This is a genomic window from Photobacterium sp. MCCC 1A19761, assembly GCF_037389125.1.
Lineage (GTDB): Bacteria > Pseudomonadota > Gammaproteobacteria > Enterobacterales > Vibrionaceae > Photobacterium.
In genome coordinates this window covers 10,610-29,471 of sequence record NZ_JAZGTF010000005.1, presented here as the reverse complement: position 1 = coordinate 29,471, position 18,862 = coordinate 10,610, and the positions used below count along the sequence as shown (strand labels likewise).

At 53.3% G+C, this 18,862-nt stretch carries 20 protein-coding genes; 12 read left to right on the top strand and 8 right to left on the bottom strand.

Annotated elements, in window-relative coordinates:
- Positions 1-224: transposase family protein (locus VV869_RS07795; RefSeq protein WP_337734423.1), on the bottom strand; the 224-nt coding region annotated here is incomplete at its 3' end.
- Positions 225-538: 314 nt separating this feature from the next.
- On the opposite strand from VV869_RS07795, the gene VV869_RS07790 reads away from it, so the two are divergent.
- The gene (locus VV869_RS07790) at positions 539-1,345 is read left to right on the top strand and encodes a helix-turn-helix transcriptional regulator (RefSeq protein WP_337734422.1); all 807 of its coding nucleotides are present in this window, start codon (positions 539-541) and stop codon (positions 1,343-1,345) included.
- Positions 1,346-1,421: 76 nt separating this feature from the next.
- Positions 1,422-2,042: a LysE family translocator gene (locus tag VV869_RS07785; protein ID WP_337734421.1), complete on the top strand. Its 621-nt coding sequence runs from the start codon at positions 1,422-1,424 to the stop codon at positions 2,040-2,042.
- Between the two features lie 96 nt (positions 2,043-2,138).
- On the opposite strand, the gene VV869_RS07780 is transcribed toward VV869_RS07785, so the two are convergent.
- The gene (locus VV869_RS07780; RefSeq protein ID WP_337734420.1) at positions 2,139-2,516 is read right to left on the bottom strand and encodes a PTS sugar transporter subunit IIB; all 378 of its coding nucleotides are present in this window, start codon (positions 2,514-2,516) and stop codon (positions 2,139-2,141) included.
- Between the two features lie 413 nt (positions 2,517-2,929).
- On the opposite strand from VV869_RS07780, the gene VV869_RS07775 reads away from it, so the two are divergent.
- From VV869_RS07775 to VV869_RS07760, 4 genes are all read left to right on the top strand, one after another.
- Entirely contained in the window at positions 2,930-3,424 is a 495-nt protein-coding gene (locus VV869_RS07775) for a hypothetical protein (RefSeq protein ID WP_337734419.1), read from the top strand.
- Positions 3,425-3,674: 250 nt separating this feature from the next.
- Positions 3,675-3,977, top strand: coding sequence for a hypothetical protein (locus VV869_RS07770; RefSeq protein ID WP_337734418.1), 303 nt, complete (start codon positions 3,675-3,677; stop codon positions 3,975-3,977).
- Between the two features lie 146 nt (positions 3,978-4,123).
- On the top strand, positions 4,124-5,050 hold the full coding sequence (gene yddG / locus VV869_RS07765) for an aromatic amino acid DMT transporter YddG (RefSeq protein WP_337734417.1): 927 nt from the start codon (positions 4,124-4,126) through the stop codon (positions 5,048-5,050).
- Between the two features lie 269 nt (positions 5,051-5,319).
- The gene (locus VV869_RS07760; RefSeq protein ID WP_337734416.1) at positions 5,320-5,595 is read left to right on the top strand and encodes a hypothetical protein; all 276 of its coding nucleotides are present in this window, start codon (positions 5,320-5,322) and stop codon (positions 5,593-5,595) included.
- Positions 5,596-5,669: 74 nt separating this feature from the next.
- Here the strand turns inward: VV869_RS07760 and VV869_RS07755 are convergent, their stop codons facing one another.
- The 6 genes from VV869_RS07755 to citS all read right to left on the bottom strand — a co-directional run bounded on the left by VV869_RS07755 (position 5,670) and on the right by citS (position 12,984).
- Complete coding sequence (locus VV869_RS07755; protein WP_337734415.1) at positions 5,670-6,350, bottom strand: response regulator; 681 nt, start codon at positions 6,348-6,350, stop codon at positions 5,670-5,672.
- Complete coding sequence (locus tag VV869_RS07750) at positions 6,337-8,040, bottom strand: sensor histidine kinase (protein WP_337734414.1); 1,704 nt, start codon at positions 8,038-8,040, stop codon at positions 6,337-6,339. The genes VV869_RS07755 and VV869_RS07750 overlap by 14 nt, the downstream gene beginning before the upstream one ends.
- Before the next feature lie 113 nt (positions 8,041-8,153).
- Entirely contained in the window at positions 8,154-9,458 is a 1,305-nt protein-coding gene (locus tag VV869_RS07745; RefSeq protein WP_337734413.1) for a sodium ion-translocating decarboxylase subunit beta, read from the bottom strand.
- A 15-nt stretch (positions 9,459-9,473) separates the two neighbouring features.
- A complete protein-coding gene (gene oadA, locus VV869_RS07740) occupies positions 9,474-11,303 on the bottom strand; it encodes a sodium-extruding oxaloacetate decarboxylase subunit alpha (protein ID WP_337734412.1) in 1,830 nt (609 codons plus the stop codon).
- 9 nt (positions 11,304-11,312) lie between these two features.
- Positions 11,313-11,567, bottom strand: a complete 255-nt coding sequence (locus VV869_RS07735; RefSeq protein WP_337734411.1) for an OadG family protein — start codon at positions 11,565-11,567, stop codon at positions 11,313-11,315.
- Between the two features lie 64 nt (positions 11,568-11,631).
- Positions 11,632-12,984: a citrate/sodium symporter CitS gene (citS, locus tag VV869_RS07730; RefSeq protein WP_337734410.1), complete on the bottom strand. Its 1,353-nt coding sequence runs from the start codon at positions 12,982-12,984 to the stop codon at positions 11,632-11,634.
- A 273-nt stretch (positions 12,985-13,257) separates the two neighbouring features.
- Here citS and citC point away from each other — a divergent pair, with 273 nt between their 5' ends.
- From citC to citG, 6 genes are read left to right on the top strand one after another with little or no spacing between them, the layout of a single operon-like run.
- Positions 13,258-14,325 (top strand): [citrate (pro-3S)-lyase] ligase, encoded by a 1,068-nt coding sequence (citC, locus tag VV869_RS07725; RefSeq protein WP_337734409.1) that lies wholly within the window; start codon positions 13,258-13,260, stop codon positions 14,323-14,325.
- A 47-nt stretch (positions 14,326-14,372) separates the two neighbouring features.
- Positions 14,373-14,669: a citrate lyase acyl carrier protein gene (gene citD / locus VV869_RS07720; RefSeq protein ID WP_337734408.1), complete on the top strand. Its 297-nt coding sequence runs from the start codon at positions 14,373-14,375 to the stop codon at positions 14,667-14,669.
- Positions 14,666-15,541, top strand: a complete 876-nt coding sequence (gene citE, locus VV869_RS07715) for a citrate (pro-3S)-lyase subunit beta (RefSeq protein WP_337734407.1) — start codon at positions 14,666-14,668, stop codon at positions 15,539-15,541. The genes citD and citE overlap by 4 nt, the downstream gene beginning before the upstream one ends.
- Before the next feature lie 9 nt (positions 15,542-15,550).
- Complete coding sequence (gene citF, locus VV869_RS07710) at positions 15,551-17,077, top strand: citrate lyase subunit alpha (RefSeq protein ID WP_443147299.1); 1,527 nt, start codon at positions 15,551-15,553, stop codon at positions 17,075-17,077.
- The gene (citX, locus tag VV869_RS07705) at positions 17,074-17,601 is read left to right on the top strand and encodes a citrate lyase holo-[acyl-carrier protein] synthase (protein WP_337734406.1); all 528 of its coding nucleotides are present in this window, start codon (positions 17,074-17,076) and stop codon (positions 17,599-17,601) included. The genes citF and citX overlap by 4 nt, the downstream gene beginning before the upstream one ends.
- Entirely contained in the window at positions 17,594-18,541 is a 948-nt protein-coding gene (citG, locus tag VV869_RS07700; protein WP_337734405.1) for a triphosphoribosyl-dephospho-CoA synthase CitG, read from the top strand. The genes citX and citG overlap by 8 nt, the downstream gene beginning before the upstream one ends.
- The last annotated feature ends 321 nt before the right edge of the window (positions 18,542-18,862 follow it).

Sequence of the window (18,862 nt, the reverse complement as noted above, 5' to 3'; positions counted from 1 at the left end):
GCAATGGTGTCATGAACAGGAAGTCCGGATGTAAAAAGACCTTTTTGCTGAAACCACTGAAAATGTGCTTCACCGAAATCTTCAATGTCTTCCCAGCCCTCAGCTCCAGCAATCGTCGCACAAACCGTAAGAAACAGAACATCGAACAAGGGATAACTGATTTTCGCAGACTGACGAGGGTCTTGCAGATCGCCCAAATACTGAGAAAGAGCCTCGATACTCACCTTAGAACTCCCGAAAAAGGGAGTATAAGATCATAATTCGATCGGCCGGTCAAACCCACAGAATTTGGTCACAAAACGTTCGTGATCTCACCCTGGTTTGGGTGGTGAGTGGAAGTATCCATACTATTAACAAAGACCCAAAAAAGAGTTTTCAGTTTCTGGAAGACAAAGATCCCGTCGGGTATCAGGTGTTTTTAGATAGCTACCAGGCCCCGACAGATTTAAAAACATTGCAATTACTCGCGAATCATGTCATCACAATCGAGCCATTTCATCTGGAAGGCATTGGAAATGAATAAGCCAGGGAGCAAGCAATGGCTTTGGAAACATCGAAATTATGGACAAACAATACATTTCCCGGGGTCGAGCTGCTTTCAGCCCGTTATACCAAGTTTGAATTTACCAAGCACTGGCATGATGAACTGGCCATTGGTGTGATTGAATCGGGTGCGGAGGGGTTATTTTACCGAGGGCAAAATTTGTTGGTGCCTCAACGCCACATTGTTGCGATTAATCCGGCTGAGGTGCATACCGGTTTTTCCGGGACACCGGAGGGCTGGCGCTACCGGATGTTTTATTTCGACCTGAATGAACTGGCGCAACAATTTGCCAGCCGGGCGCTGCCAGTGGACCCGATTGTTGACCGCACGGTGATTGACGATGCGGAGCTGTTCGAGACCTTATTGCAACTGCATGTCTCGTTAGAGCACCCTTCATTTGAACTCACCAAAGAAACTTTATTTGTCCTGGCGCTGGAGAAGTTATTTTCACAATATGGCTCGGCCAGAGAAGAGCAATCGAGTCGCCATGACACAAACAGTAGTTATCTCGCGCGAGAATTCATCCTCGATCATTACGAAGCCAATCCGTCGCTCGCCGATCTGGAGCAAATTACCAACTGCTCGAAGTTCCAGCTCATTAAGAGCTTTAAAGCAACGTTTGGCATTACGCCGCACCAGTATCTCTTGTTGGTAAAAGTCCACCGGGCCAAACAGTTGCTGTCGCAAGGCCTGAGCTGTGTGGATGTTTCCCTGACGTGCGGGTTTTACGACCAAAGTCATTTCAGCCGAAATTTTAAAAAAGCATTCGGCGTCTCGCCTTCGAATTATTCCGGGGCCTGACACCGACCGTTCAATTTCATACAAGATCGCTCCGATTCATCTGGCTAACATGGCGCTATTGATGAAGGAGGTAAGTATGAGTTTGTTTATTGTTTGGTTGGGTGTCATGTTTCCGCTGGTATTCAGCCCGGGACCGGCAAATATCGTTTTTGCAGCATCGGGTGCCAGTGTCGGGATCAAACGTTCGATCCCTTTATTGGCCGGGGTGGATAGTGTTTTCATTCTGAAGTCGATTGTGATTGGTTACGGCCTGGGTGAGGTCGTGCATGCACGTCCCGAGCTGATGAATGGCATGCAACTGCTGGGGGCGGCTTATTTAATCTATTTATCGGTGAAGTTTGTGCGATCGACTTCAACGAAACTTGATGGAGAAGCCAAAGCGTTGGGGTTTGTCGATGGCCTGCTGATCCAGGTTCTGAACAGCAAAGGTTGGCTGATGGTTTTCCTGATGTTTACCTTGTTTGCTGATCAATCTCAGGCAGCATTCGGTGAGCAAGGTATTCTCATCTTGATTTTCTGGTTAGCGGTCCTGAACATTTCCATGCATTTTGTTTGGGTTTCAATTGGCGATGTGTTGTCCAGGATCTCCAGTAGTGAGCGCTATGAAAAAGCACTGAACTGGTTCTATGCAGGATGTCTGGTCGCGGTCGCTATTTGGCTCATGATTGAAAATCCTATGATACGAAGCATGATTTAGCCTTCGGTGGCGTGACGCCAGTGGGAGCGGTAACACTGGGGCGGGGTGACGACACAAAATGACGTCGCCCCGTTTTTCCATGGCGGCGATGTTGCTTTATTGCTTCTCCCGAATGCAGTTCAGTGCATCCTGAACCACAGTTCGGTAGTCCATGGTGCCGAAAACTTTCCCCTCAATTTTGAATACCGGGATGTCATAGTGTGCCATGGCGTCTTTGGCAAACTGGTACTGATGGTGCACCTGGGGGGACACGTAGACCACTTCAATGTTATCGACATACAGTTTGGTAAAGTCGGAATCCGCCAGTGCCTCGATACCGGAAAACATTACGTAATAGGGTAAATTCGATTCATCAATGAATTTTTGCATCCGTTGCGCCAGCATACTGGAGGTCATGCCTCCGGCGCAGACAACCGCGATAATGCGTCGACCGTTGATCTCACGTTTTAAGTTGTCTTCAAAAAAAATGCTCATGTCAGCTTTCTCTAGCAGTAGTGTAGTGACCCGAACGACTTGCCCGAGTCGGAAGATGGCACTCAAGATACAGGGGGATAGTGTGCGGAATCAGGTGCATAATGAATTGATGGGAAACGGTTCACGGAATATTCTCTTTGCCCGTCGGCCGACAGTATGTCGATGGACCGTTGACGGCTCGCCGGGCTGTTCCGTCGTGGTGGAAAGCGTGACCCGAACACAAAACAGCAAAGCACGTCTCTGATTCTTTTCAGAATTTTTCGCATGGGCAACATAGTTCAATTCCTTGAAAATGACACGCTTGCCCCGCTTAATTTCATGACATTCTCAATAAATGGACAGTTGTTCCAGTTTTAATTCTTATGCTTAAAGCTGATACGAATAATCTCGAAGCAATGGGTTAGGAGTTGGTGATGTTTGTCAAAAACAGTTCTTGGGTCGTCCTGATTTTGCTCGCTGCATGTTCGAGCTCCAAAAATTCCAGCGAACAGGATCTGGCATTTCAGCTCAGCGAGCTAAAAATGGTGAAAGCACCGGAGTCGTCGGCGGGTGTTGCCTCAAAATTTGAGCTGAAGTCGCAAAGCCATAAGCATTACTGGCATTGTTTAAACAATGAATCGTGTGAAACAGAATACGCCGGATCGTTTTTCCTCCATGATACCGATACCGGGGTGGTGCCGTTATGGGCATCCGTCGAGACAGATTTACTCTACGATACGTGTAACGTGAACTTTGAATTGGACACCAATTCAGATCTGTATACGTTTCAAAAGAATGCCCAGTATGCGGAATACGGTTGGCCCGGGAAAAAAGAGGGCAAAACCGATCGGGTGGTGGGGAAAGCGATTCTCAGAAGTCCGATATACGGGACCTGGGAAGTGACCTGGAAAAGTGACAACTGCTATTGAGTCACGAGGAACCCCAGCGCAAAGCTGGGGTTTTTGTTTCAGTATTTTACAGCCTTGTTTGATCAGACCTGTCATCCATTGAACCACGATGTCGTGAATCCTGAATGTGCAAGGTCAGTGTTCGTGATGCTTGCTGATAAGACACAAACTTTATTATCCACGCTATAGTTGTGGTTACTGGTTGGCGACTAAAGCTAAGGCGATGCTTTGGTTGAGTTTGGTTCAGCTTGTCATAACGGAAAAAGAGACTATGTACACCAAGCGCCTGTCATGTATCCTGCCGGGAAATATGCACTATCACGCCCATATTGAGATCAATCCGAAAGGTTATCTCCGGGTCCATTTGGTTGAAGTCGATCAAACGTATGAAGCGGCGTTTAAAGATTTACGTTTCGAGCGTCACGGAACGCTGCCGAGTATCGTCTGCTGCGAATTTGCAAAACCGCCCCAGAAAGACTGGCATGTTTATCTGTCGGTGAATGATGCCAGAGCACTGATTCATTCAATGGTTGAAGCGAGTGAAGAGTACGAAGCGTTGATGCGGGATTTGTAGACCCGCGGATCCGTTTGGTTCTAACACGGTGGCCTTGCGGCTTTTTTGTGAAAATGGTGGCAATTCTGTGTTCCTCATTGTATTTGTGCTGCAGAGCAGGCACAGTGGCTCGATTGTATGCTCATGGATCGAGGTTTAAGGAAGAGATGATCAGTCACCATAAATACACGCTTGCAGGCTGCGTTGCCATTTTGTTGTGGAGTACGATCGTCGGACTGATCCGCAATGTCACCGAGCAACTGGGGCCGATTGGCGGCGCTGCGATGATCTATACCGTCAGCTCGGTGTTGCTGATTGTGTTTGTCGGCGCGCCAAAATTGAAAAGTTTCTCAACCAAATATCTGATATTGGGTGGTTTTCTCTTTGTCAGCTATGAAATCTGCCTGTCGCTGGCGTTAGGAATGGCCAATGACCGGATTCAGGCCGTGGAGATGGGGGTGATCAACTATCTCTGGCCGTGTTTGACGGTGTTACTGGCCGTGCTGGTGAGTAATAAACCGGTCAATAAACTGCTCTATCCGGCCCTGGCATTGTCTTTTGTGGGCGTGGCCTGGACGGTGAGCGGCGATCAGGGATTGTCGGCAGCGCAACTGATGGCCAATGTACAGACCAATCCGATCAGTTATACGCTGGCCCTGACCGGTGCCTTCCTCTGGGCGGTGTATTGCAATATCACCCGTCGGTTGGCGGATGGGAAGAATGCGATTACCTGGTTTTTTATCGCCACAGCCCTGGCATTGTGGGTGAAGTATTGCTTCAGTAGCGAGCCGCCGATGACATGGAACGTGGGGGTGGGTGTTGATCTGCTGCTGGTCGCCATTGCGATGGGGGGCGGTTATGCGTTTTGGAATATCGGGATCATCGGCGGCAACATGATTTTTCTGGCGACGATGTCTTATTTCACGCCGGTGTTTTCAACCTTCCTGTCGGCCATGATCCTGGATATCGAGCTGACAACCAGTTTCTGGCAGGGTGTGATCATGGTCACTGTCGCCTCTTTGCTGTGCTGGTGGCTGACACGGGACAAGCCGCAATCGTCACCAGACACGGAGCTGGCCGAAGAAGGGGTATAACAGCGACTGCGCTGAAAGCGATACACCGGTTTTCAGACCGCCTTCAAAGTGCCGCAAAAGGGCGCGTTCGTTGATCGAGCGCGCCCTTTTGTTTTGGCTATAATGGGGGGGCATGTAAAAGTGTCCGCTCTTCCGCCGCAAAGCCCCGGATAAAATCATAAAAATCAAAGATGCCATTTGATGCACGGTGGAGTTTGAACAACATCTGATCCCGGCGTTGGGAATTTCGTTTTAATAGCGTGACCCATTCGCAGAGAGAGCAAATAACGATGTTAGTAAGTAACGTGATGGATGAGATCCGAACCGAGCAGGCAAAAGAAAACTGGCTGGCGTACTGGAAGTATTTCAGCCGCTGTCAGGATCAGTATTGCGCCGAGATCAATTGCCTGAACCCGCAGCATCATGGGGTATTGGTCAAAACGCAGCGCGCCGGTGATGCGGAAATTTATGTGATCCCGATGTGCAAAGATCACAGCGATAATTTTACCGCGCTGTTTGAAATTGCAGACAACACGGCGATTGTACCGGCCTCCTATACCCTGTAACAGGCAGTCGCTCGCGACGCATGAGGCTGCATTCATTGCTATACCTTGGCACGCTGCGAGCGACATGAGCCGCATCAGGCTTTTTTCTGGTAGATCCGCTCGGGTCGACCGACTTTGCCGTGTTGGATCACGGCTTCCAGAAACCCACTGGCCGTAGAAAATTCCAGATACCGCCGGGCGGTGGTCTTGCTGATCCCGATGGATTTTCCGAGAGAATCGGCGGTGTGCTGAACGTCCTCGATATCAAACACTTCTTTGATTTTGTTCAGTGTCAGCTCGTCAATCCCTTTGGGCAGGTGTTCATGCTGTTTGTTTTTTGACTGGAAGTTAAACAGCTCATCGACGTGTCGTTGATTGACGCTGTCACTGGCCCGCAGCGAGCTGGTGTATTTCAGGTAGCGATCCAACGAATCTTTCAGCCGGTCATAAGAGATCGGCTTGAGCAGGTAGTCGAACACGCCGCACCGAACCGCCTCGCGCACCGTTTCCATCTCACTGGCGGCGGTGATGAAAATGACATCAGGTGGTGATTTCGCGGTGGTGATTTCTTTGAGAAAATCGATCCCTTTGCCATCCGGTAAGAAATTATCCAGTAAAATTAGTTTGGGTTTTAACAGGCGCACCATGTTCCGGGCTTCGGCGACGTTTTTGGCGACGCCAATCGGGCGAAAACGGCGGGTTTGCTGAAGGTAGTGGGTGTGGAATTCAGCAATATTGGATTCATCTTCCACGATCAAAACATCAAAAAGTTCCATCTTTACAGCTCTTATGGTTATTAGAAATCGTATTGGGTATAAACAGAGAAAAAATAGTGCCTTGCGGCTCGGCATCATCGACCAGAATGGAGCCGCCTGCCTGGGTGACAAAGCTATGGACTAAGTAGAGTCCAATGCCGTGCCCCGGCTGATTTTTACTGGAGACGCCCTTGGTAAACAGGGAATCGGCGATGTTATCCGGGATCCCGGGACCGTTGTCGGCGACTTCAATCACCAGCTCATCGCCGGCATCGGTCAGCAGAATCGAGATGGTTTGATGGCTGTCCGGGTTCTTCAGCGTCGCCTCAAAGGCATTGTCGAGCAGGTTGCCGACGACTGCCGCCAGCTCGTCGGGCGTGATGTTGACCGGATCGGCATTAAGCTCGCAGCAGGGGTCAAATTCTAGGGTCAGACCCAGCTCTTTGGCCCGGCAGTATTTGCCGAGCAGCTGACCGGCGATGACCCGTGAGCGGAACGTCTGGGCGATATAATCAATCAGTTGTTGCTTGTCTTCCGTTTCGCTGCGAATGGCCTTTAAGGCTTCGGCATAGGCGCCGATTTGGATCAGGCCGCCGATGGTGGATAACCGGTTGGCATGTTCGTGGCTGAGGACACGCAGATTGTCGGTATGCTGGTGGATTTGGCTCAACTGCGAGGTGAGGGTGTTGAGATCATCGCGTTTGCGAAAACTCACCACCCATCCGGCATGATCCCGGACCGTTTCCGCAAGGCCGGGCTCATCCTCCCAAATATTGACCCGATTGGCGATGAGGGTTTCGCCGTTGCAGGCAATCAACTCATCTTTCATGTCGGCCGGTGCAAGTTCGCCCCGCTGGTTCCGGCCGGTAAAGAAATCTGCCGGGGTGATGAACTCACTGGCCTGACGGCCGACCAGATAACCGGGCGGATAGGCAATGCCCAGAATGGACAGCGCACGTTTGTTTACTGACAAGATGCGTCCCTGACCGTCGACAGCGATTACCCCTTCATAGACGGCTTGCAGCACCGACTTCTGGACCCGAAATGCCAGGGCAATCTCTTCCGGCTCCATGTTATACATCTGGCTTTTAATATGCCGGGTAAACACCCAGGCGCCGAATGAGGTGGCAAACAGGATCATCAGAAGTGTTAGCGACAGGGGCTGGAGGTAAGTAAACATCCAGTCACTGATATTTTCCTGTAAGTAACCGACCGAGACCACGCCAATCACTTCTCCGGTTTGGGTGACGATCGGGGATTTGCCTCGAATGGAGCGGCCGAGGCTGCCTTTGGCATAGGAGTAATAGTGCTCGCCCTGCTCCAGGGCCCGGCGGTTATCGCCGCCTTTCATTTTCAGGCCGATTTTCTTCTCGTCAGGGTGGGCTAAGCGGATCCCGTCCTGATCGCCGACCACAATAAAGTTGGCGTCGGAAATTCCCTGCAGGCGTTTAATTTCACGCTGAATGCCATCTAAGTTATTGCGTTTTACTTCTTCAATCAGTTGGGGATCGCTGGCGATTTCCCGGGCCTGAACCACGGCACGGGTGCTGATTTGATGCTCCAGGGTGTTGGCAAGGGTGCGATGGAAGAAGACGAATACCAGCGACAGCTGTACGGTGACGAGAATAACCAGCAGCAACCAAACGCGTTTGCGAAATGACAGCCGACTGCAGATGTAGCGATGGAGAAGGTTGTGAATCAAAGGAAGCATAATCGTCATCTATACCAGTCAGTTGAAGCGAGTTTAGCGAGGGTATCCGGATAAAATATTGATCGGGATCTAGAACGATCCCGATCTGATATCCTGATTAACAGAAGTGTTAATTAGCCCCCCAGAACGTATTTGATCATCACCCCGGCGGCGACAGCGGAGCCAATGACTCCGGCGACGTTTGGCCCCATCGCATGCATCAGCAGGAAGTTCTGGGCATTGGCCTCCAGTCCGACCTTGTTTGACACCCGGGCTGCCATTGGCACGGCCGAAACGCCTGCCGAACCAATCAGCGGATTGACTTTTTCTTTGGTAAAACGGTTCATCAGTTTCGCCATCAGCACCCCGGCGGTGGTGCCGATACAGAAGGCGACGATCCCCAGCAGCAGAATGCCGATGGTTTCGGCCTGGAGGAACTTATCCGCCACCAGTTTCGAGCCAACGGATAGGCCCAGGAATATCGTGACGATATTGATCAGGGCGTTCTGGGCGGTGTCGCTCAAGCGCTCCACCACACCACACTCCCGCATCAGGTTGCCGAAACAGAACATCCCCAGCAACGGTGTGGCCGACGGCAGCAGCATGGCGATCAACACCAGCAGCATCAGCGGGAAGCAGATTTTTTCGACCTTGCCGACCTGACGCAACTGTCTCATGGTGATCTGGCGCTCGGCCTCGGTGGTCAGTGCGCGCATGATCGGCGGCTGGATCATCGGCACCAGCGCCATGTAGGAGTAGGCGGCCACGGCAATGGCACCCAGCAGTTCAGGCGCCAGCATGCTGGAGACATAAATGGCGGTCGGGCCATCGGCACCGCCGATAATGCCGACGGCGGCGGCTTGCGCTACGCTAAAATCCATCAGACCCAGAGAGCTGAAACCCAGCGCGCCGAGGACGGTGGCGAAAATCCCGAATTGCGCAGCCGCGCCCAGCAGCAGGGTTTTCGGGTTCGCCAGGAGCGGACCGAAATCCGTCATCGCCCCCACACCCATGAAAATGATCAGTGGGCCGGCACCGGAGGCAATGGCGATGCTGTAGAACAGGTACAGCATGCCGTCGCTATAGAGGTGTTCTTCGGCCAGCAGACGGATGGTGGCGAGTTCGGACGGGGTGGCCGACGCCAGTGCTGCCTTGATATCCGCCGCAGATGAGGTGGTGAGTTCCAGCACCGAGGCAAACGCCTGCATCACTTCCGGCTTTCCGGCATGCAGGGCATTTTCAACTGCGGAAAGGGCCAGCCCGGCGTCCGGCAGGTTCGCCAGGATCCCGCCAAAGCCAATTGGAACCAGCAACAGGGGCTCGAACTGTTTGACAATAGCCAGATACAGCAGGCCGAAGCCCACGGCAATCATGATGGCTTGTCCCCAGGAGAGGTGAAATATGCCAAAGTCGTTCATTAATGCGGTGATTTGTTCCATAACTGCCTTACCTCATTAAGCCAGCATCAGCAACGAGTCGCCAACCTGGACTGCGTCACCTTCACTGACCTCAATGCTGGCAATCACGCCGCTACGTGGCGCTTTGATTTCCGTTTCCATCTTCATCGCTTCCAGGATCAGCAACACATCGCCTTCTTCAACTTGCTGGCCCGGTTTGGTCTGAACCTTCCAGATAGTTCCAGCCAGCGGCGCGGTCATCGGCTCGGCATCTGCGGCGGCAGGCGCCGGTGCTGCGGATGCGGCCGGTGCGGCGGTCTGGACTTGGGTGACATCACCGCCTTCATTGACCTGAACCACATAGCTTTGGTTGTTGACGGTGATGGTGTATACGCCGGACGTTGCTGAATTGGACATGGATTGCTTCTCGTTGTTTGTCGTTTTGGATGCGGTTGAGGTTGTAGTTGTCGTTGTCGCTGTTGGGGTGGATGCGTCAGGTGCCGGTTCAAAGGCACTCGGATTGTTGCGGTTTTCGAGGAATTTCCAGCCGACCTGAGTAAACAGGGCCACGGTCAGGACATCATCGATGGTGTTTTCGGCCAGGGAGATGCCTTTGGCTTTGGCCTCGGTTTTCACCGCGTCAACCAGTGCTGCCATTTCCGGGGCCAGTTTGTCCGCCGGGCGGCAGGTGATGGCGGTGTCGCCATTAAGCACCCGGGCCTGGAGCGCGTCGTTCACTGCGGCCGGGGTACGGCCATATTCACCTTTCAGGACCCCGGCGGTTTCCTTGGTGATGGTTTTGTAGCGCTCGCCCATCAGGATGTTAATCACCGCCTGGGTGCCAACGATCTGTGAGGTTGGGGTGACCAGCGGCAGGTGGCCGAGATCCTCGCGAACCCGCGGGATTTCTTCGAGCACCTGATCCAGCTTGTCGAGGGCATTTTGCTGTTTGAGCTGGCTTTCCATGTTGGTCAGCATGCCGCCGGGCACCTGGGCAACCAGAATACGTGAATCGGTGCCTTTGAGCTGGCCTTCAAACGCGCTGTATTTTTTGCGCACGTCACGGAAGTAGGCCGCAATGCTTTCCAGTTTTTCTATGTTCAGCCCGGTGTCATACGGGGTGTCTTTGAGGCTGGCGACCAGCGATTCGGTCGCCGGGTGGCCGTAGGTGCCGCTCATCGAAGAAATTGCGGTATCGACCCGATCAACCCCGGCTTCAATGGCTTTCATCAGTGTCATGTCGGCCAGACCGGCGGTAGCGTGGCAGTGCAGGTGCAAATTAACATCAACCTGCTGTTTCAGGGTCGATACCAGTTCATAGGCTTCATAAGGGGTGAGAATGCCTGCCATGTCTTTGATGGCGATGGAATCAACGCCTTGTTCGGACAGTTGCTGGGCAACATCGATCCAGGTTTGCATGCCGTGCGCCGGGCTGGTGGTATAACACAGGGTTCCCTGAGCGTGCGCGCCTTGTTTTTTTACTGCCTCGATTGCGCGCGCCATGTTGCGCGGATCATTCATGGCATCAAAAACCCGGAACACGTCCATGCCGTTGGCGACGGCACGCTCGATAAAGGTATCGACCACATCATCGGCGTAGTGACGGTAGCCAAGCAGGTTCTGGCCGCGCAGCAACATCTGGAGCGGGGTTTTCGGCATGGCTTTTTTTAGCTCGCGCAGCCGGTACCAGGGATCTTCGCCCAGAAACCGGATGCAGCTGTCGAAGGTCGCACCTCCCCAGCATTCCAGAGACCAGTAGCCGATGTCATCCAGCTCGCTCGCAATCGGCAGCATATCGTCAAGCCGCATGCGGGTGGCGAATAATGACTGGTGGGCATCGCGCAGTACGACATCGGTCAGGCCGATCGGTTTTTGAATAACAGACATGTCTATCCCCTAGTAACGTGATGATTGTGTGATTTTTTTATGGTGAATGGCGGCGGCCATAACCGCGACCAGCTGTTCGTTTGTCTGCGCAGATGCAGGTTGCGATGTCCGTTTAGGTTTCGGTACAACCGGTGGCGGTGCGAAGCGCGCCACGGCTTGTGACAGCATTGTGGTCGCGAAAATCAGAAAAACCAGAAAGACCATGACAAAGCCCATGCCGAGCATGAGCAGGTTAAGGCCTTCGGTAAATAGGTGTTGTTCCATTCAAAACTCCAAATCGACAGGAAAGGAGAGCGTGTTGCCACGCTCTCCTGAGGTGAACGCGGGGTTAACCGCCGAGCATGCCGAAGACGACACTGGCGATGACCAGCACGATACCGCCACCCAGACGCGAGGAGATTTGGGCATAAGACAGCAGGCTCATTCGGTTTGAGGCCGCCAGCACTTCCAGGTCACCCGAGCCGCCGCGGTTGGCCATACACAGGCCGGCCGTGATTGAAGATTCAATCGGGTAGAAGCCCATCAACCAGCCGCCGATGGATGCCCCCAGAATGGCGCCCATCACAATCAGTGTGGCGATGAAGACGTTAGTGAAGGTCAGTGCCGCCAGGATTTCGCCGATATCGGTGTAGGCAATCCCGACACCCACCATCAGGACCCACAGCAGCTGCTTGGAGAAGAAAGTCGACAGGCGCTTGGCCCCTTCTTTGATTTCGTCGGTACACAGGCCGGAGGCGTTCAGGGCTGCGACCAGAATCACCATGTAAGCAAAGGTGTGAATTTTCACATCACCAAAGCCCGGCAGGATGTCTTTCGACAGGGAGTAAGCGAAGGTGTAGATTCCGGCTGCCAGCATCAGGCCAATCGCAATTTCACGGTGGGTAATGGTGACTTCTTTGTCCTGAGTCTCGACATCAAAGTTTGATTTACGCAGCAGTTCGCCGTTACCGCTCAGAGACGGGAATTTTTCGCCGATGTTGTTCAGCACGGCCGCAGCCACGATGGCGACGATGTTGGCGATGGTCAGGATGGCAATCGCTACCGAGTAGTACTGCTCTTTCGAGCCGCCGGTCACGGATTCGTAGATCTCAGACAGAGGAATTGCACCGGCACCGTTACCGCCCCCCATGATTGGCAGCACATACAGCATCATGATGCGATCAACCGGGATCCCGAACAGCATCCCACCCAGAATCCCCAGAATCGATGCGCCCAACACGGCCGCCAGAATGGTCGGGATATAGCCCAGCAGGGATTTCAGCAGCAGATTCCGGTTCACCGCCAGAATGGAGCCGGTGATCAGGACCGCAATAAACAAGTCCAGAAAATCGGTATCTTTCATGACGGCAGTGACGACATCGATTTCCCGCTGCGACAGCAGGCCGATGTGGACGAACCAGGCCGCGACCAGGAAGATCATCACGGGTGCGCCACCGATATATTTGTTGAATATCGGCAGGCGTTTGCCGATTTCACCAAAAATGGCGCCGATGACGAACATAAAGGCGAAACCGCCGACGATGTTATTGGGTAAGGTATCGGTGACGTGTGCCGCCAAAAGAATAAAGCCTAAGACACAAAAGAGAGAGACAGGCAGCCCGAATATCCTGACTTGAGATAATAAGCCAAGCGCCGGGCTTCTTTCTTTTGCAATATTATTGTGCAGGGTTTTTTCATTCATTTTCTATTTATCCATGGTTGAATATCCTTTTTCAATTTATGGCTTTATTGAGTCGTCAAATGTGAGTGTGATCATTTCTCGCTGTGGAATAAAATCGGCTTATGAATTTTAAGATTTTTATTCCCTTGTTTCCTTTTAAAACAAAAGCTTAAAAAATTAAAAACGTTAAAGTCATAAAGAGTTTTTAGGCGCGGCCAGAACTCGATATGTGTCATTATTTTTCATGCGTCGCTCTTGCATCATGAACGTCAGTCACCAATGAGGACAGCGTTCATGTTTGATACTTATACGTTTAGCCGCGTTTCAGCAGGCAATAGGGAAAAAGTCGAACCTATTCGTGCGTTTCTGGTCGAGCAAGATTTGGATATCGATTCGGATGTCGAATATTTCGTGGTGGCCTATTCAGACCAGCATGTCATCGGATGCGGCGGGATTGCGAGCAACATTCTGAAATCGATCGCCATTGCGCCCGCGCTCCAGGGCAGCGGCTTCTCGCTCAAGTTGATGACGGAACTGACGAACTTTGCCTATGAGATGGGACGCTTCCACCTGTTCTTGTTTACCAAACCGGAAAATATTCCATTGTTCCGCGCCACCGGATTTTTCCCCATAGCGCAGGTCGGCGAACAACTGGCATTGCTGGAAAACAGTAAGAATAAACTGTCGCGCTATTGCCAACAGCTGTCTTTATTAAAGGTGCAGGCACCCAAAGTCGGCAGCATCGTGATGAATGCCAATCCTTTTACCTTGGGGCATCAATATTTAGTCGAAAAGGCTGCCAGTGAATGTGATTGGCTGCATTTATTTGTGGTGCAGGAAGAAGGCAGTGAGTTTGCTTATATGGATCGCTTTGACATGATCCAGCAGGGCACCCGACATATTGCAAACCTGACCGTGCATCCTGGATCGAAATATATTATTTCCAAGGCAACGTTCCCCACTTATTTTATTAAAGATCAGGGCGTGGTGGATTATTGCCATACCGCCATCGATCTACAGATTTTCCGCCAGCATATCGCACCGGCACTCGGGATCACCCATCGCTTTGTCGGCACCGAACCCCATTGTGTGGTGACCCGCAACTATAACCAGCAGATGCAACATTGGCTGCATTCTCCGCTGGTCGAGAGCCCGGCTATTGAATGTGTCGAAGTACCGCGACTGACGTCCGGTGAGCAGCCTATTTCGGCTTCCCGGGTTCGCGCCTTATTGGTTCGGGGCGACTTTGGTGCGCTTGAGACGCTCTTGCCCCGAACCACCCTTGAGCACCTGAGACACGAGCCGCTCAGAGCGGGCGTTCAGCCCCCGGTTGCTCAACCCTATGATTCTGTCGTGGCGTAATTTGCCGCGAGCATTCATGTCCATCATCCAATAACAAGGTTTAACCGATGAATATTACCCAACCCGCCTTTGCAGGCACGCTGGAGTCCAGTGATCTGCAAGTTCGTATTGCGCCCAATCCCGATACCGGGATCCAACTGACGCTCGACAGTACCGTGGAGAAGCAGTTCGGCAAAGCCATTGAAGCCCTGATCTGCGACACGCTGGAACAGCTGGGCGTAACCTCCGCCATTCTGGACGTCGAAGACAAGGGCGCATTGGACTGCGTGATCAAAGCGCGCGTTCAGGCTGCCGTGATGCGAGCCGCTGATTCCAATGATATCTACTGGAGCAAATTATCATGAGTAAACTTCGTCGCAGCATGCTGTTTGTGCCCGGTGCCAACGCCGCCATGCTCAGCAATACCTTCATCTACCAGCCGGATACCATCATGTTCGATCTGGAGGACTCCGTCTCCCTGCGCGAGAAAGACACGGCCCGGATGCTGGTGTTCAATGCGTTGCAGCATCCGCTGTATCAGGACATTGAGACCGTGGTGCGGGTCAACCCGCTGGATTCAGAATTCGGCCTCAAGGATCTTCACGCCGTGGTTCGCGGCGGCGTTGATGTGGTGCGGCTTCCGAAAACCGACAGTGCCGAAGATGTGCTGGAAATGGAGCGCCACATCAAAGATATCGAGCGACTGTGCGGCCGTGAAGTGGGCAGCACCAAGATGATGGCAGCGATTGAGAGTGCCCGAGGGGTGATCAATGCGGTGGAGATTGCCCACAGTTCCCCACGGCTGATCGGCATCGCGCTGGGGGCGGAAGATTATGTCCGCGATCTGCGTACCCAGCGTTCCCCGGAGGGCATCGAGTTGCTGTTTGCCCGCTGCTCGATCTTGCAGGCCGCGCGCTCTGCCGGGCTGATGGCGTTTGATACCGTCTATTCCGACGTCAACAACGAGGAAGGCTTCCTCAATGAAGCCGAGCATATCAAGCAACTGGGCTTTGACGGCAAATCTCTGATCAACCCGCGTCAGATTGAACTGCTGCACAACGTTTTCGCGCCGACCCAGGCGGAAGTGGATCACGCTCACGCGGTGATCGAAGCGGCGGAAGAAGCCGAGAAGAAGGGCCTGGGCGTGGTCTCCCTGAACGGCAAGATGGTCGACAGCCCCATCATCGAGCGAGCCCGTTGGACGCTGCAAAAAGCACAATCCGGTATTAAACAGTAAGGCATTCCCATGACGATGAATACATTCCCTGGCCTGTTGCCAACCCATGAACTTGAAGCCCGCAATCTGGTTGCGTTTACCGATGCCAATACCATCACCCCGCATCTGGCGGATGAAACCGGCAAGTGCTCGCGCAAGCTCAAAGCGACCCTGAAAGAAGCCATTCTGGATATGGGACTGGAAGACGGGATGACCATCTCGTTTCACCACGCGTTCCGGGGTGGTGATAAAACCGTGAATCTGGTGATGGCGGTGATTGCCGAGATGGGCTTTCAAAACCTGACGTTGGCGTCAAGCTCGCTGACCGGGGTGCATGCCCCGCTGGTGGAGCACATCAAAAACGGCGTGGTGACCAAAATCTATACCTCCGGTATTCGCGGTGAACTGGCTGAAGCAATCTCCGGTGGTCTGCTGGCCGAGCCGGTTCACATTCACTCCCACGGCGGTCGGGTGCATCTGGTTCAAAGCGGTGAGCTGCAAATTGATATTGCTTTCCTCGGTGTGCCTTGTTGCGACGAGTACGGCAATGCCAACGGCTTCCACGGGAAATCCCGTTGCGGCTCTCTGGGTTACGCCAAAGTCGATGCCGAGCATGCCCGTAAAGTGGTAATGCTGACAGAATCTCTGGTGGGTTATCCGAACCATCCGGCCTCGATTACCCAGGATCGCGTTGATGCTGTGGTTCAGGTCGAGGAAGTGGGCGATCCGTCGAAAATCGGGGGCGATGCGACCCGTCTGACCAAGAACCCGCGTGAGTTGCTGATTGCCAAGCAGGCGGCGGAAGTCATCGCCCATTCCGGTTATTTCAAAGACGGCTTTACCCTTCAGACCGGCTCCGGCGGGGCATCTCTGGCCGTGACCCGATTCCTGGAAGACAAAATGGTCCGTGAAGGCATTACGGCGGAATTTGGTCTGGGCGGGATCACGTCGACCATGGTCGAAATGCACGAGAAGGGGCTGATCAAGCACCTGCTGGATGTGCAGTGCTTTGATGCCGGGGCGGCGGACTCACTGTCGCGCAATCCGCACCATATCGAAATTTCGGCTAATGAATATGCCAACCCGTTATCGAAAGGCGCGGTGGTGGACCGGCTGGATGTGGTGATCCTCAGTGCGCTGGAAATTGATACCGACTACAACGTCAACGTGATCACCGGTTCTGACGGGGTGATCCGCGGCGCTTCCGGCGGGCACAGCGATACGGCTGCTGCGGCGAACCTGTCGATCATTGTTGCGCCGCTGGTTCGCGGTCGGATCCCGACGGTGGTGAAGCAGGTGACCAATGTGATCACCCCGGGACAGTCGATTGATGTACTGGTCACCGACCATGGCATTGCGGTGAACCCGGCCCGGGAAGCGATGAAGGCTCGCTTGATCGCGGCAGGCTTGCCGGTGGTAGAGATTGCAGACCTGCAGGCGCGCGCGGAAATGCTGACCGGTGTACCGGCCCCGATTGAATTTGAAGAGCGGATTGTCGGCTATGTTCGCTACCGTGACGGCTCTGTCATTGATGTGATTAAGCAGGTGAAAGCATGACCCAAACTGTCTCTCTGTCGGAAGTCAGCCTGATGGAAGTGCTGGCCAATAAAGAAGCCCGGGTGAAGAGACAGCAGGAGTGGCTGAAAAGCCACTCTTTGCCCCTGATCTCTTTCAGCGTCAATATGCCGGGTCCGGTCAAGATGAGCGAGGCGGCGATGCACATTTTCAACCAGGGTGTCGATGCGGTCATCGAAGCCTGTGGCAGCCACGGCTGGACGATTGTGACCCGCCAGTTGCTCCAGCAAAAAACCGGGCCGGAAGGGGTGTTTGTGGTCGATGCGCCGTCAGCCTCGTTGCTCAAGCTGGCGATGATGCAGGTCGAAAACGGGCATCAGCTGGGCCGATTGATGGATCTGGATGTGCTGGGAACCGACGGCAAAATCATTTCCCGTCAGGGTAGCCGAATGGCCCGGCGTCAATGCTTGCTCTGCGAAGAAGATGCGGTCGTTTGCGCACGCTCCCGGCGCCACGACTTACAGGCCCTGCTCGGCAAAATTAATGAGATGACAAGCTATGGCTAATACTGCAGTGAATCTGCTGGTTGATCCTGCGTTGTTTCGGGTCGAGACCCCGCAAGGCAAGCTGCCGCTGATCAACCTGTTCCAACTGGTGGGCGATCTGGGTTTTCACGCCATGATGCTGGAAGTCCACCTGACGCCTAAACCCGGTCTGGTGGATCTCTACTCCCGCGGAGCGCACACCGATATGGATATCCAGACGTTTATCGCCAGCGCCGAGGCGATTCATCCCTATCTGGATAAGTTCGCCTACGCCGGTTGGCAGTGCGCCGGCCAGCCGGTCCACACGCTGCTGGCCGCGCTGCGCCCAATCGGGCTTGAAGCGGAGCAAGCGATGTTCCGTGCCACCCGGGGCGTGAATACCCACAAAGGGATGATTTTCAGTTTAGGCCTGGTGTGTGGTGCCGTCGGCTGGCTGCGCGGCAAGCAAATTGCTTTTGATGCGATGCATATCAGCCAGACCATCAAGCAGTGCTGTTCGCATCTGGTTCGGGACGAACTGCGCGGCAATACGGGGCGGCAACCGGCGACGTCAGGTGAGCAGATCTTTCAGCAATATGGGTTGAGCGGCGCCCGGGGAGAAGCAGCGTCCGGGCTGGCAACCGTTATGACTCGGGCATTGCCGTGCTACGAAGCCTCGATTGCCGAGGGATTTTCAACCGAGCAGGCGTTGTGGCAAACCTTGCTGGTCCTGATGGCTGAAAATCCCGATACCAATGTCGTTTCCCGCGGTGGTCTGGCCGGTTTGCAGTATGTACAGGCACAGGCACAAGCGTTGCTGGCCCAAGGTGGCGGCATGTATCCGGGCATCGAAGATGAGTTGATCGCAATGGACCAGCGTTTCATTGAACGCAATTTAAGCCCGGGCGGCAGTGCCGATTTGCTGGCGGTGACCTGGTTGCTGGCGCAGCTGAACGAGTTCAACCGAAAACAAGCTGGATAAACACTTTCTCCCTTGCTTCCTCCTTCTTATCCCCCGATAAGTGTGTGCGATGCTTCGCCCTGGTTCTGGATGTCCAATGTCACATTGGACGCCTGCGTCAGGGCGCTTTTTTATCGTCTTTATGGATCGTGACAGATGGTTCGCTATCGCGCGGATTGAACGCGGTATTTCTTTTGTCTTTTTTAAGATTTTAATATTTCCTGAGGGTATTCCAACGGGCAGCTAATGGGGCTCTGGAATTAAATCAATAAAGTTTATAAACAAAATTTAAATAGCTCCTCATGGTTTCCCGGCTTCGGTAATCTGCTGTCTATGACTTGA

Coding starts and splice junctions, on each gene's coding strand:
- VV869_RS07790 (WP_337734422.1), top strand. CDS start 539: ATGGCTTTGGAAACATCGAAATTATGGACAAACAATACATTTCCCGGG.
- VV869_RS07785 (WP_337734421.1), top strand. CDS start 1,422: ATGAGTTTGTTTATTGTTTGGTTGGGTGTCATGTTTCCGCTGGTATTC.
- VV869_RS07780 (WP_337734420.1), bottom strand. CDS start 2,516: ATGAGCATTTTTTTTGAAGACAACTTAAAACGTGAGATCAACGGTCGA.
- VV869_RS07775 (WP_337734419.1), top strand. CDS start 2,930: ATGTTTGTCAAAAACAGTTCTTGGGTCGTCCTGATTTTGCTCGCTGCA.
- VV869_RS07770 (WP_337734418.1), top strand. CDS start 3,675: ATGTACACCAAGCGCCTGTCATGTATCCTGCCGGGAAATATGCACTAT.
- yddG (WP_337734417.1), top strand. CDS start 4,124: ATGATCAGTCACCATAAATACACGCTTGCAGGCTGCGTTGCCATTTTG.
- VV869_RS07760 (WP_337734416.1), top strand. CDS start 5,320: ATGTTAGTAAGTAACGTGATGGATGAGATCCGAACCGAGCAGGCAAAA.
- VV869_RS07755 (WP_337734415.1), bottom strand. CDS start 6,350: ATGGAACTTTTTGATGTTTTGATCGTGGAAGATGAATCCAATATTGCT.
- VV869_RS07750 (WP_337734414.1), bottom strand. CDS start 8,040: ATGCTTCCTTTGATTCACAACCTTCTCCATCGCTACATCTGCAGTCGG.
- VV869_RS07745 (WP_337734413.1), bottom strand. CDS start 9,458: ATGGAACAAATCACCGCATTAATGAACGACTTTGGCATATTTCACCTC.
- oadA (WP_337734412.1), bottom strand. CDS start 11,303: ATGTCTGTTATTCAAAAACCGATCGGCCTGACCGATGTCGTACTGCGC.
- VV869_RS07735 (WP_337734411.1), bottom strand. CDS start 11,567: ATGGAACAACACCTATTTACCGAAGGCCTTAACCTGCTCATGCTCGGC.
- citS (WP_337734410.1), bottom strand. CDS start 12,984: ATGAATGAAAAAACCCTGCACAATAATATTGCAAAAGAAAGAAGCCCG.
- citC (WP_337734409.1), top strand. CDS start 13,258: ATGTTTGATACTTATACGTTTAGCCGCGTTTCAGCAGGCAATAGGGAA.
- citD (WP_337734408.1), top strand. CDS start 14,373: ATGAATATTACCCAACCCGCCTTTGCAGGCACGCTGGAGTCCAGTGAT.
- citE (WP_337734407.1), top strand. CDS start 14,666: ATGAGTAAACTTCGTCGCAGCATGCTGTTTGTGCCCGGTGCCAACGCC.
- citF (WP_443147299.1), top strand. CDS start 15,551: ATGACGATGAATACATTCCCTGGCCTGTTGCCAACCCATGAACTTGAA.
- citX (WP_337734406.1), top strand. CDS start 17,074: ATGACCCAAACTGTCTCTCTGTCGGAAGTCAGCCTGATGGAAGTGCTG.
- citG (WP_337734405.1), top strand. CDS start 17,594: ATGGCTAATACTGCAGTGAATCTGCTGGTTGATCCTGCGTTGTTTCGG.